This window comes from Yersinia rohdei ATCC 43380 (assembly GCF_000173775.1).
Taxonomy (GTDB): Bacteria; Pseudomonadota; Gammaproteobacteria; order Enterobacterales; family Enterobacteriaceae; genus Yersinia; species Yersinia rohdei.
Window position 1 is genome coordinate 1 of the sequence record NZ_ACCD01000054.1, and the last position, 13,448, is coordinate 13,448.

Sequence of the window (13,448 nt, forward strand, 5' to 3'; positions counted from 1 at the left end):
AGGGGAAAGTGAGTGCCTGCCCCAGTGCCAGCCCACCATCACCAGCTGGCAGGCGCTGCGGTATCAATAATTGGAAGTCATGTAACTGCCCACGAAGTAATTCTCGTAATAAGCGGTTATGCAGCACGCCTCCTGACAATGCGATGGTTTTTATGCCAGAACGCTGGGCGGCTTGTCGGGCTAAGGTCGCGAAGCCTTGGGCGAAAGCAAAGTGGAACGCATAGGCCCGCTCGGCGGGTGGGGCTTTATAAGCTAACCATTGCTGCCAGAAAGTGGCTAAATCCAGTTTATTGTGGTGCAACGGCAGAGTGACTGGCGGGGCGGTTTTGGTACTTTGCCATGCCAATGCTTCTAACCGGCAGGCTGCTTCACCCTCCCAACTTATTGCCTGTGGCACACAATTAAGTGCCGCTGCTACGGCATCAAATAGCCGCCCTGCAGAAGAGGCCAGTGGCGAATTTATTCCGCGATCAATAGCCCGGGCCAGTATTTCTCCCTGTGGTTGCGGGATGGCAGCGGCTTCTGGGTACTGTTGCCAGTTTGGGACAAAACGTTGTAATTGTGCCAATAAATTGCGCCAAGGCTGACGAGAAGCCAGATCGCCGCCGGGCAGTGCCACCGCAGGTAAGCCGCCCACGTATTCACAAGTTGCATAATCGACTTGCAAGCATTCGCCACCCCACAGCTGGCCATCCGCGCCATATCCCAGCCCATCCAACGCCAACCCGATGACGGCACCACCTTGACGCGGCCAGCCATGTTCCGCCAGACAAGCGGCCAAATGTGCATGATGGTGCAGGACTTCCACACAGGGAATATTTTGCTGTGCCGCCCAGAGTTTACCTAATTGGTGGCTGATATAACCGGGATGCGCATCCACCGCTATTGCCTGGGGGGTGAAATGATAAATATCGCAAAATAGCGCTAATAACTGCTGCTGTTGCTGTGCGATATCACTGTCGGCCAGATCGCCCAGATGCTGGCTCAGCACGGCTGAAGTGTCACGAAGTAAGCAAAAAGTATTCTTCATGTCGGCCCCCAGTGCAAGGATTGCCGGTTGTTGGCTAAACCCCGGTGGCAACTCAAAAGCATCCGGCACGTAACCTCGGGCGCGGCGTAGCATTTCAGCCCCATGAGCGGTGAAACGCACCAATGAATCGTCGGCCCGCTGCACAATATCCCTGTCGTGTAGCAGCCAATGGTCAGCAATATCACTTAAGGCGCTTAGGGCTTGCTCATTACTGAGTGCGGGCGGTTTGCCACTGCCATTGCCAGATGTCATGACCAAAGGGCGCGCGACCTGTTGCAGCAATAAATGTTGCAGTGGATTGGCGGGTAGCATCACGCCGATTTCGGGTAAATCTGGGGCTATCTGTGCACATACTGGGCTTTGCGGCTGTTTGGTCACCAACACAATTGGGGCCGCGGGGCTGCGCAGCAAGCGGAGTAACGCTGTCATTTCGCTGCTTTGCACACAGGCTGCTAGCCAGTTGATATCCGGCAACATTACTGCCAGCGGCTTGGAAGGCCGGTGTTTGCGCTGGCGCAAGCGGGCCACTGCGCCAGCATTGGTCGCATCAACCGCTAAATGAAAACCACCCAGTCCTTTGATGGCGACTATCTGCCCCGCCAATAGCGCGTCGGCGGCTTGTTGCAATGCGCTTACACCGTGCGCCACGGCTTGCCCATTCGCACCAGTCAGCCAAAGTTGTGGGCCACAATCCGCACAGGCATTCGGTTGGGCATGAAAACGGCGGTCTGCCGGATGGTCATATTCGGCCTGACAAGCCGGACACAGCGGGAACTTGCCCATCGAGGTATAGGGTCGGTCATAAGGCATGCGCTGGATAATAGTAAAACGCGGGCCGCAATGGGTGCAGTTGATAAAGGGATAGCGGTAGCGGCGGTTGCTCGGGTCGTTCATTTCAGCCAGACAAGCATCACAGCTGGCGGCATCCGGCACTATTTGGGTGTCCATCTGCCCGGCCCCACTATGGTGGATAGCGAACGCCTGCGGCGGCTGCGCCCAGTGGTAAGGCGCGGTGATAATGCTGTCAATGTGCGCCAATGGCGGGCAATTTGGCCCCAGAGCCTGTAAAAAATCCGCGACTGCCGGTGATTGCCACAGGTGAACTATCACCCCTGCGCTGTCATTACTGACATCACCATATAAGCCAAAACGATGAGCAAGTTGCCAGATATAGGGGCGAAAACCCACCCCTTGCACCTTGCCCTTTATCCGCAGACTTAAACCATTTTCATCCACAACAAACTCCTGTTCCGGCACTTAATCCCCAACGTCATTGGCATTGCAGATCATCAGCAAATGCGCGGCAATGGCTCATCAAGGGGTAAATCTAACCGGCGAGAAACGCCGTATGCGCCACATAATCGCACTTGTTTGCTCTCGGTGACATGCCCGATAACCGCGGCATCCTGGCCGAGCGGGTGGCGATGTAATTCGGCCAACACTGCCTCTTGCGCCTCTGGGGCAACCACCAGCACCAGCTTGCCTTCATTGGCGAAGTTGAGCGCATCCAGCCCCAGTAATTCGCAAATGCCGCGCACCGCCGGTTTCAGTGGCAAAGCGACTTCGTTGATTTCCATGCCACAACCACTGGCAGCAGCAAATTCATGCAAGATAGCCGTGACACCGCCGCGAGTGGCATCACGTAGCGCCCGCACTCCCGCCATGTGGCGAAGGGGCGCAATTAACGGCGCTAGCAGCGCGCAGTCACTGGTGAGTTCCGCCTCTAATCCCAAACCTTCACGTAGATTCAGAATAGTGGCTCCGTGATCCCCCAAGGTGCCGCTCACAATTAACCGATCACCGGCCCGGATCATCGTGGTGCCCCACTGGATCTCCGCCGGGATAACCCCCATGCCGGTGGTATTAATAAAGATCTTGTCGGCGGCTCCGCGCTGAACCACTTTGGTATCACCGGTGACTATCTGAATACCCGCTTGCTGGGCAGTAGCGGCCATTGATTGGACAATGCGCTCTAAATCAGCCATTGGCAGGCCTTCTTCCAGAATGAAGCCGCAGGTCAAATAACGCGGTGTCGCCCCGCTGACGGCTACATCATTAGCCGTGCCACAGACGGCCAATTTGCCAATATCACCGCCGGGGAAGAAAATAGGATCGATAACATAGCTGTCTGTCGAGATGGCCAGCCGATCCCCACCTGCAGTCAGCGTCGCCAGATCAATGCGCGCCTGATCTTCCCGCTCATTGAGGGCTGGATTTGAAAATGCCGCCAAAAAAAGTGACTCAATCAAGCTTTGCATCGCCCGCCCACCACTGCCGTGGGCCAGGGTAATTTCTTTGTTATTCATTATGTTGTGGCCTGATTATAGATATTGATAATTACCGGTACTGATAATAAGCAGCACAAGCCCCTTCGGAGGAAACCATCAGCGCGCCGAATGCATTTTCTGGCGTGCATTCGCTACCAAACAAAGGACATTGATCGGGTTTACAGCGACCGGTCAGTACATCACCGCAGCGGGAGAGCGGGTCATCCGCCACCCGATGCTGCTGGGGGCTAAACCGCCGTTCGGCATCAAACTGTTGATAAGCCGGGCTGAGCTGCGCACCGGAGTCGGCTATCTCGCCGAGTCCGCGCCATTCGCTACTGGCTTTTGGGGTAAATACCTCCGCCAGTGCGTGTTGCGCCAACAGATTGCCGCTGTCCGGCACAATACGCCGGTATTGATTTTCGACCACGCAGCGCCCACTGACCTTCTGCTCCAGCAGCATCACCAGCCCTTGTAGAATATCCAGCGGTTCAAAGCCGGTTACCACCAGCGGTTTATGAAATTGATCGCAAATAAAACCATAAGGCGTGGTGCCGATCACCATGCTGACATGGCCCGGAGCAATGAATCCGTCGATCCGCACATCCGGCTGTTCCAATAGGCTGCGCAAGGTAGGAATAATGGTAATGTGCTGGCAGAACACGCTGAAATTAGTCAGTCCGAGTCGCTTGGCTTGTTGCAGTGTTAAGGCGCTGGCGGGCATGGTGGTTTCAAAGCCGAGGCCAAAAAATACCACTTCGCGGCGAGGGTTTTGTTGTGCCAGTGTCAGGGCGTCCAGCGGCGAGTAAACCACCCGGATATCCGCCCCGCGCCGCTTGGCATCCAGCATGGAACCCTGTCGCCCCGGCACCCGCATCGCGTCACCGTAAGTACAGAAAATCACTTCCGGATGGGCGGCAATTTCCAGACAACTGTCGATGCGGCCCATGGGTAACACACACACCGGGCAGCCCGGCCCGTGGACAAACTCCAACCCGCCCGGCAGCAGTTGATCCAGGCCAAATTTAAAGATTGCATGAGTATGCCCGCCGCACACTTCCATAATTTGCAGCGGTACACTTTGCGAGTCTGGGATCTGCGACAGTAACGTTTCGATCCGTGCCAGTAAGGCGCTCACTAATGCCGGAGATCGAAACTCATCAACGTAGCGCATTATGGGCCTCGCCGGGAACGTCATCCAGATCCAAGCCAACCGCCTGCATATGCGCTAATGCCGCCAAAGTTTGTTGCGCTTCTGCTTCATCCAGCAAGCTCATGGCAAAGCCAACATGCACCAAAACCCATTGGCCCAGTAAATCGGCGGGGGATTCATCACACACCAGCGCGATATTAATTTCGCGTTTTACCCCGCTGACTTCTACCCAGGCCAGTTGGTGGATATCTTCGCCGACGGCTACAATTTTTCCGGGTACGCCTAAGCACATCGCTGCGCCTCCAACCATTCCAGCCACAAATCCATGCCCTCGCCACTGGTGGCTGACAAGGCGATAACCTGAATCCCCGGATTCACCTGACGGGCATATGCCACGCACTGCTCAATATCAAAATTCAGATACGGCAGCAGGTCGATTTTATTGATAATCATGAGGGTGGATGCGGCAAACATATGAGGATATTTCAGCGGCTTGTCCTCCCCTTCAGTGACAGACAACACCGCCACTTTATGGCGCTCACCCAAATCAAAGCTGGCCGGACAAACCAAATTTCCAACATTTTCAATAAATAACAGGCTGTCATTGGCCAGTTCTAACCGGTGTGCGGCATCATGCACCATCTGCGCATCCAGATGGCAACCTTTGCCGGTGTTGACCTGAATGGCCGGCACTCCTGTGGCCCGGATCCGTTCGGCATCATGGGTGGTTTGCTGGTCACCTTCAATCACGGCGCAAGGTAGTTGCTGAGCCAATATTTGTAACGTGTTGGTCAATAAGGTGGTTTTCCCCGAGCCGGGGCTGGAGACTAAATTCAGTGCCAGAATATGTTGTTCAGCAAAATGCTCACGATTATGTTGAGCTAAGTGATTATTTTTGCTCAACACGTCTTGTTCAATTTGCAGCAAGCGGCGCTGGCCCATCCCTGGTGCATGGCAACCGGCCTCACCTTGCCCATAATGCAGCCCTTGTTGGTCGCTATGCACTTGCGGGACAAAAGATTCTGCGGCGGGCGCGTCCGTGTCTTCAGGTTCAGCGGTGACTCGCGGTTGCGGCCCTTTACCATGATAGTGATGATGCACATCGCCCTGATGATAATAATAGTGATGATGAACAATGACCGGCTGCTCTCCCTTGGCGACATATTTATTTTTATGTTTATGCTGAATATGCTGCGGCTGGGCGTCGTGGTGGTGATGTTCGTGGTGATGCCCCTCATCGTGATGAAGGTGCTGGTCATGATGGTGATCCTGGTGCTGCTCATCATTATGATGGTTATGATGCGGGTGATTATCGTGATTATAAGTGTCGTCGCCCTCGATTTTTCTCTCGCCGCTGGCGCAACCACAAGTCGTACACATAGGAATTCACTCCTTCAGGATTATTCCACTTCTATCTGTTTTACCTGCAAATTGCTGCCACTCTCTACTTGTAGAGCATGGCTGCCACAATGCGGGCATCCGGCATCATGCCGTTCAATAGTGACACGGGTGCTGCACTCCCAGCACCAAGCCTGTGCGGGTAAATAACGGAGGTGCAATTGGCAACCCGCCGCCATAGTCTGGCGGCTGGCGGCAGCAAAACTGAAGCGCAAAGCGCTTTCTTCAATGCAAGAGAGCGCCCCGATTTCCAGCCATACTGCCGTTATGCGTTTGGCACCTTGTATCTGCGCCTGTTTTTCAATCAGATCCAGTGCGCTGAGACACAAACTGATTTCATGCATGGGAATTTTTCAGTTGACTGACTTTATTAAACAAAGCCCGCCGTCGTGGATTAGCGGGGGCGTCGGCATCCACCACCGGCAGTGACAATGCCATACGCGCACTTTGCTCTGCCAGTTGCAGCGCTTGCTCCGCACTGAGCGACGTGTCCAGCGGCGACATCAGCGAGCGACTCAAATATTGCCCGCAACCGGCAATCTCACTGACCGTAAAACCAATAGTGCCGCAAGGTAACGCCAGCATCAGGCGCTCACCCACGGCCCGACGTTGCCAACTTTGCTGCGGCCCCGGCAACACCACTAAACTCAGCATCCACGGGGTCAAGAGCGCGCCAATCCACTGCTGCTCAAATAATTGAAATCCACAAGCTCGCAGCGGAATATGGTCGCGATAAAAAGGCAAACCGCGCATTTCATCCTCTGCGACCTGGCCAAATACCTGTTCCAATAAGGCCGCCGGATTATCTGTATGGCCCGCAATAGCGGGTGGATTCTCTGCAATCGCAATAATGTCAGACATGGCTTTCTTCTCGTGCTTTGAGTGTGACTCCGCTGGCCTGTAATGCCGCCAGAATCTGTTCCAGCGCCGGTTCAATGGCCCGCGTAACCGTCTGTGTCAGGCCGATACCCGGTGCCAGAGATTCTGGCACCACCCCCACTAAAGTGAGCTGGCGCGGGAACTCGTCGGTCAGTTGCAACGCCATCAGCACATCGCACAGCCCTAGCTGATGCGGCGATACTTTGCGGCTAAACATGGCCGGAATTTCTTTGTCGCGCAGCACCGCCACCGACCCCGGTGGCTGCCCGGTCAATACCGCATCGGCAACAATCAAATGCACACGATTTGCCATGGCTTCCATCAATTCCAAACCGGCAGTGCCGCCATCCAGCACCTCAACCCCGGCGGGGATATGAAAGCGCTGCTCCAGAGCTTCCACCAAACGCACACCGACAGCTTCATCACTGAGTAATAAATTACCTATACCTAATACCAAAATCCCCATTACAGCACCTTGACTTTGGTCACTTCGTTGCCCGTTGTATCAACAATATGTACAGCGCAAGACATGCACGGGTCGAATGAGTGAATGGTTCGCACCACTTCCAGTGGTTTGGCCGGATCGGCAACCGGTGTTCCCACCAGCGCTTGCTCGTAAGGCCCCGGTTCATCATTAAAGTTTCGCGGCCCGGCATTCCAGGTAGATGGCACAACTGCCTGATAGTTAGCAATTTTCCCATCTTTTATCACCACCCAGTGCGACAGCATGCCGCGCGGCGCTTCTTCAAAACCCACGCCCCGGATTTCGCCGGTCAATGGAATATCCGGTTTTATAAAGGTTTCAACATCGCCGGTGCCAATATTGGTCACCAACGCACTCCACTGCTGGGCCAGTGTTTCATGCAGCACACAGCAATGTACCGCCCGACCAATAATGCGGCCCAATGTCGAAGGTAACTGTTCTGCCGTAATGGCCTGCCCGCTCAGCTGTTGGTACGCCGCGCCAATGTCACTAAAATGTTGTTTGGTCGGTGCGTGTCCTGCGGCCATGCCGCACATCAGCCAGGCCAGTGGCCCGACTTCCACGGTTTTGCCGTAAAATGTCGGCGCTTTCACCCAAGAATATTTGCCATCTTCTTGCCAGCCGGTGTATTTGGGGTTGGTTTTGCCCTCCCAAGGTGCCAGCGGTTCATCGTCCTGATACCAGGCGTGTTTGCCACTCTCGGCAATGCCCTTAATCAGGTAGGGATCATTGTGATTGGCAATAGGTCGGAAAGTGCCGTTTGCCAAGTAACCGCCCGGCAGCAGGAAAGTTTCTCCTTTGCGGTCAATGGGTAACTCCGGCACACTCAGGTAGTAATCCGCCCCTTTGCCCAGATTAAGCCAGCCCGGATAATGGGCGGCAATCACCGCCGTATCCACCTTGTAAACTTGCTCGATAAAGCTACCCAGGCGGTCGATAAAGGATTTCACCAACATCAGGCGTTCCAGATTCAGCACACTTGGCATATCCAGATTAATCGGGTTAGCCACCCCGCCCACCGCCAGGTTCTGAATGTGCGGTGTTTTGCCGCCCAGCACCGCGACTATGCGGTTGGCATCGCGCTGACACTCCAGCGCTTGCAGATAATGCGCGACCGCAATCAGATTCACTTCCGGCGGCAATGCCATTGCCGGATGGCCCCAATAGCCGTTGGCGAAAATACCCAACTGCCCACTGGCGACCAAATCTTTGATTTTCTGCTGCACACGAGTGAATTCTTGTTCACTGTTGAGCGGCCAACTGGACAACCCACTCAGCATCGCCGCCGCTTTTTGCGGAGAGGCTTGTAGCGCAGAGGTGACATCCACCCAATCCAACGCCGACAATTGATAAAAATGCACAATATGGTCATGAATACTGTGCGCTGCCAGAATCAAGTTACGGATATGCTGGGCATTGACCGGCACTTCCATTCCTAAGGCATTTTCTACTGCCCGCACCGAGGCAATGGCATGGATGGTGGTGCACACGCCGCAAATGCGCTGCACAATCATCCAGGCATCGCGCGGATCGTTACCTTGTAAAATTTCCTCCATGCCACGCCACATGGTGCCGGAAGACCAAGCTTTAATGACTTTGCCGTTTTCAATTTCGCAGTCGATACGCAAATGCCCTTCGATTCGGGTAACGGGATCAATGGTGATGCGTTGGCTCATGCTTTACCTCTGATTGATTATTCTTATGTAACTGCCCGTGAGCAGGAAGCACCGGCAACAGCCGAATTAATAAAATGTAGGCGCAGACCTCAATGGCGACGAAGCCGATGGAGATCAGGATTTCACTGGTGGTGGGGAAATAGTTGTAGCCGCCGCCGGGGTTGAAGGCCAATAGTGAGTAATTAAGCCGCCACAGCGCCGCGCCGCCAATCATGCACAGCGCGCCAATAAACAATAAGCGGCTGTCTTTTCTGGCCTTTGGAAGGCGGAAAATCAGTAATGGCAAAGCCATCAGGATAATTTCGGCCCAGAAAGCCACCGAGTAGCGGTCAAAATGCCACAGATATTCAGTCTTGTGCCGCACGATAATTTCACCGAGCCGCAGCAGAATAAACAGCAGCAGAAAGATATCGATGATGGTGGTCAAACGCATGAATAGTGGCGTTTCATTCGCCCCGCGCCCTCGCAGCCCCGCCTGCACTAATGAGCCTTCGAAGATAACGATGGAGAAGCCCAAAATGGCCGCCGTCAATAAGGAAAACAGCGGTAACATTTCATAGCTTTGCCACAGCGGATGGATTTTGGCACCAGCAGCAATCATCAATGACCCCATTGAGGACTGGTGCATGGTCGGCAACAGTGCACCAAGAGCGATAACAAAAAACATGACTTTATTGAGGCGCTTAAGTGACACTTTCCAGCCGAGGCGCTCAAACAGAGCCGGGGCAAACTCCAGCGCCATAACACCGATATAAATCGTCATACAGACCGCGGTTTCAAACAGCACCGAATTAACATTGAAGTAGCCGGGAATAAAGAAGTAAGGCAGATTCCAGTAGCGGCCCACGTCGATGGTTATCGACAAGCCCCCCAATGCATAGCCGAATAAACTGGCGAGCAGCGCCGGGCGCACCAATGGGTGATATTCCCCGCGATTAAAGACATAAACCGCCCAGGCCAGCGCCCAACCCCCACAGGCCAGACCGGTGCCGACCAGTAAGTCGAAGGCAATCCAGATCCCCCAAGGGAAGCCGCCATTCAAATCACTGACCGACCCCAACCCCAGCACCAAACGTTTGACAATTAATAACGCGCATAGCACCACGAAAGGCGCTAACAGCATCACCGGCCAACTGACCAGCCGCCCACCCAGTGGGCTAGATTTATGCATCGTCATCGCGACCTTCCTTTTTATCCTGCGTGTCCGGCTTAGCATCATGTTCGCTGTCTTGGCGCTCATCACGAGTATTGCGATGCACCAGCGCGGTGACCCCCGCCAATACCGCCAGTGGCAGGATCATGCCCTTGTACAAGGTGTGCTGGACATGTTCAGAGCGCGCTCCGGTGGCCAAATCTGCCAGTGGTGGCAAATCAAGCTTTTCGGCCGGAATGCCGGTCAGTACCAGAACCTGAGTGCCGCCACCCTCTTTCTCGCCATAAACATGGGGCTCATAGTGAGGCACCGGATGCTCATAGGTATCATTGGCACTGAGTGTCTGACGTGGAAAACGGTAGTTTTCACCCGGTTTCAAAGTCAGCCGTTTTTGAGCCTCTGCCAGCAATGCTTCGCGAGTGCCAAATATCACCGCGCCGGTCGGGCAAACTTCAACACAGCCGGGTAACCCACCTTTATCCAGGCGCTCAACCCCAGGCTGGTTACATAATTCGCATTTATGAATTTTGCCAAAGGGATTGTCATAGTCATATTTCGGCACATTGAATGGGCAACCCACCATGCAATAACGACAGCCGGTACAGACATCCGGGTCATAGTGGACAATGCCGGTTTTAGCATCTTTGCGCAGAGCGCTGACCGGGCAGACGGAAACACAGTTGGGGTCAACGCAGTGCATGCATTGCTTTTTGATGTAAGCATAGCCATCGTCCAGCTGGTCTTTATGAATGCCAGCGCCACTCGTCCATACCTGAATAATATTGTTGGTATAGGGGCTGAGCTTGTCATTATTCGACCAAATAGCCTCGCCGCTGGCATAGACTTCGCCGTGTTCGGCAAACTCGCTATGATTTATCTGCTGGCATTTGCTGACACAGGCCTGACAACCAACACATAAGGTGGAGTCATACAGCATCCCCAGCGCACCGGGGATCGGCGGCCGGTTCTTTACCTCAGCATTGGCACTGGGTGACAGCCCCGCGAGCAACAGACTGCCGGAGGCTAATTTGAAAAAGTGACGTCGGTTCACGGCTATTCCTCCCGCGATGAGTGATCGTCATCTTTACGGCGCTGTTTCTGTTGCCGCCCCAGTTCTCGCACCGTCATCAGACTGACACCGGCGACCAATCCCACAACGCCGCCAAGCAACGCCGTCGCAGTGGTCGAAACCTTGCCCCCCTCAGGGTTATTAATCAGCGGTTTCTCCGCGCGCGGTGTGGGGTTTTCAACATTGGCCAATTGCGCGATACCTTTGGTAAAGCCGATACCTTCTTCATTACAGCCGTAACAAGGGTGGCCAATCCCAACCGGCCAGATCCCGCCGCCAACATCGCAGAACTCCAGTGTTGGGCAGTTGCCGTAGGTTTCCGGCCCTTTGCAGCCAAGATGATACAGACACCAACCCTGCCGGTGACCTTCATCACCAAATTGACGAGCAAAGCGGCCAGCATCAAAGTGCGGGCGACGCTCGCAGTTTTCATGAATCAGGCGGCCATAGGCGAAAGTCGGGCGGTTCTTGGCATCCAATGCGGGTGGGCGCTGGAAGGTGATGATGTGGGCCACCGTGGCCAGAAAATTATGAGGATTGGGCGGGCAGCCGGGGATATTAATGACGGTTTTGCCCGGCAGCGCCTCTTGCAAACTCACAGCACCGGTCGGGTTGCCGCCGGTCGCAGGCACGCCGCCCCAAGCAGAACAGGAACCAATGGCAATAATGGCCGCTGCATGTTCCGCCGCTTCACGGATATGCTCGACAATAGGTTTGCCGGCAACCATGCAGTAAATTCCACCGTCTTTCAGTGGAATCGAGCCATCCACCACCAGCACATATTTTCCTTTGTACTGCTCAATAGCCCGGTGCTTATTTTCTTCTGCCTGTTCACCAAAGGCGGCCGACAGCACTTCGTGATATTCCATTGAAATAACACTGAGCAGTAGATTCTCAATGGTTGGATGGGTGGAACGTAACAGTGACTCGGTGCAGCCGGTGCATTCCTGAGCGCCAATCCAGATAACCGGAGGGCGCGCAGGTGAGCTCACTGTAGTGGCGATTTCAGCGGCAGCCTTGCTGCTGAGACCCATGGTGGCAGCTAAAGCTGCGCAAAGTTTCATAAAATCACGACGGTTAACGCCATGCTGGGAAAGCATGTTTTTTTCCCCTGTTATTATTCTACATTCATATACCCGATATAGATGACGGGTATATCCATAAAGAAAACATGGTTTTATATCCGCCAGATATCACAGTGCAGGAAGGCGACAAACAACAGAATCCCACTGCGCTTACCTGGGTAAGTTATCTGGGTGAATGCGAGTCGCCAACACACCGACACATTGAAGATGACGGATATTGTGTTAATAGTTTGTGACCTTACAAATTTAAATAACTTGATCTTTATCAATTGAAATTGATTGATTTAGAACAAGGGAAATATCTGTGAACTTAAACCGTTTCAGCAACATATTTTATTGCCAGAAGAGAACAAATCTGTCAGGTAGTAATTATCTTGGCGGTAAATGAAATTGAATATCATTAACTAGACAGAGTTAATTAATAAAATAACTTTAATTATTTATTACTTACTTTAGTTATTTAATGAAAAAATTAAAATTCTATTTAACTTAAAAATAAAATAAGTAAATTGGCAAAAAAAGTAAATGTAGCGGGTAAAAAAAGCAATAATTTAGAGTTAAAAATGCAGAAATATTTCGACTAAAAATGTCATGTAGCCCGCGAAAACCTTGCCGGCAGGGGTTCTTTGTGGCGTTCTGAATGAAAGGTGAAAATTTGTGTAATAAACCAGCTGAAATCAGTTCTCATGCTGTTACCAATTGACTAAAAATGTTTTTTTTAACACTGCACTTAACCTAAATTCTTACCTGAAATCGGTTAACAATCCAGATTGTCATTGTCACTTTATAAAAAATAAAGCTGAAAACCCCTGAGTGTATAAATAACTTAACGTGATTAATTATTAATTTATCCAATTCTGGTGATTTTGATTGCCAAATAACTACAGCTCTCGACTTATTAACAGTTCCATTAATTAACAAAGAGCTAAACAATCTATTTCACTCTTTTTAATGATATGTATTATTGTTACAAAATGGATACACTCAAGCGCGGTGGAGGTGAATATCAATCACATAAATAACCCACCGGCGGCGTGTTGGGTTAAAATTCGCACTCTCTTAGCATACTGCTGATGCCCCTCTAAGAGGGTTATGCCGACAGCCCCCACGCCCAGTGATACGGGTCATAACGCGGTGAATTTCACATTTTATATATGAATCAATTTATTGGTAAATAAGCCGTGCTATGATGAATTTACCGGTCAATATTCAACCGGTTATGCACCTGATATCATTTTTGCTGCACCTCCAAAT

Annotated in this window: 12 protein-coding genes; all 12 read right to left on the reverse strand. The window is 52.6% G+C overall.

The features are described from left to right. A partial coding sequence (gene hypF / locus YROHD0001_RS00450) for a carbamoyltransferase HypF (RefSeq protein ID WP_032818470.1) occupies positions 1-2,266 on the reverse strand: 2,266 nt, incomplete at its 3' end. Positions 2,267-2,319: 53 nt separating this feature from the next. Continuing rightward, on the reverse strand, positions 2,320-3,336 hold the full coding sequence (gene hypE, locus YROHD0001_RS00445) for a hydrogenase expression/formation protein HypE (RefSeq protein WP_004716842.1): 1,017 nt from the start codon (positions 3,334-3,336) through the stop codon (positions 2,320-2,322). A gap of 31 nt (positions 3,337-3,367) precedes the next feature. Then, positions 3,368-4,471, reverse strand: coding sequence for a hydrogenase formation protein HypD (gene hypD / locus YROHD0001_RS00440; protein ID WP_032818454.1), 1,104 nt, complete (start codon positions 4,469-4,471; stop codon positions 3,368-3,370). Further along, positions 4,458-4,742 (reverse strand): hydrogenase maturation factor HybG, encoded by a 285-nt coding sequence (gene hybG / locus YROHD0001_RS0118920; RefSeq protein ID WP_032818456.1) that lies wholly within the window; start codon positions 4,740-4,742, stop codon positions 4,458-4,460. The genes hypD and hybG overlap by 14 nt, the downstream gene beginning before the upstream one ends. Further along, positions 4,733-5,830: a hydrogenase nickel incorporation protein HypB gene (gene hypB / locus YROHD0001_RS00435; RefSeq protein ID WP_004716845.1), complete on the reverse strand. Its 1,098-nt coding sequence runs from the start codon at positions 5,828-5,830 to the stop codon at positions 4,733-4,735. Before hypB ends, hybG begins: the two co-directional genes overlap by 10 nt. A gap of 20 nt (positions 5,831-5,850) precedes the next feature. Beyond that, a complete protein-coding gene (hypA, locus tag YROHD0001_RS00430; protein ID WP_032818458.1) occupies positions 5,851-6,192 on the reverse strand; it encodes a hydrogenase maturation nickel metallochaperone HypA in 342 nt (113 codons plus the stop codon). Next, the gene (hybE, locus tag YROHD0001_RS00425) at positions 6,185-6,709 is read right to left on the reverse strand and encodes a hydrogenase-2 assembly chaperone (RefSeq protein ID WP_042542308.1); all 525 of its coding nucleotides are present in this window, start codon (positions 6,707-6,709) and stop codon (positions 6,185-6,187) included. Before hybE ends, hypA begins: the two co-directional genes overlap by 8 nt. Continuing rightward, positions 6,702-7,193 carry a HyaD/HybD family hydrogenase maturation endopeptidase gene (locus tag YROHD0001_RS0118925; RefSeq protein WP_032818461.1) on the reverse strand — a complete coding sequence of 164 codons (492 nt, stop codon included), beginning with the start codon at positions 7,191-7,193 and terminating at the stop codon, positions 6,702-6,704. Before YROHD0001_RS0118925 ends, hybE begins: the two co-directional genes overlap by 8 nt. After that, on the reverse strand, positions 7,193-8,887 hold the full coding sequence (gene hybC / locus YROHD0001_RS00420) for a hydrogenase 2 large subunit (RefSeq protein WP_032818464.1): 1,695 nt from the start codon (positions 8,885-8,887) through the stop codon (positions 7,193-7,195). Before hybC ends, YROHD0001_RS0118925 begins: the two co-directional genes overlap by 1 nt. After that, entirely contained in the window at positions 8,865-10,064 is a 1,200-nt protein-coding gene (hybB, locus tag YROHD0001_RS00415) for a Ni/Fe-hydrogenase cytochrome b subunit (RefSeq protein WP_032818467.1), read from the reverse strand. The genes hybC and hybB overlap by 23 nt, the downstream gene beginning before the upstream one ends. Then, positions 10,051-11,091: a hydrogenase 2 operon protein HybA gene (hybA, locus tag YROHD0001_RS00410; RefSeq protein WP_004716850.1), complete on the reverse strand. Its 1,041-nt coding sequence runs from the start codon at positions 11,089-11,091 to the stop codon at positions 10,051-10,053. Before hybA ends, hybB begins: the two co-directional genes overlap by 14 nt. Positions 11,092-11,093: 2 nt before the next feature. After that, complete coding sequence (gene hybO, locus YROHD0001_RS00405; protein WP_162484100.1) at positions 11,094-12,227, reverse strand: hydrogenase 2 small subunit; 1,134 nt, start codon at positions 12,225-12,227, stop codon at positions 11,094-11,096. Between the last annotated feature and the right edge of the window lie 1,221 nt (positions 12,228-13,448).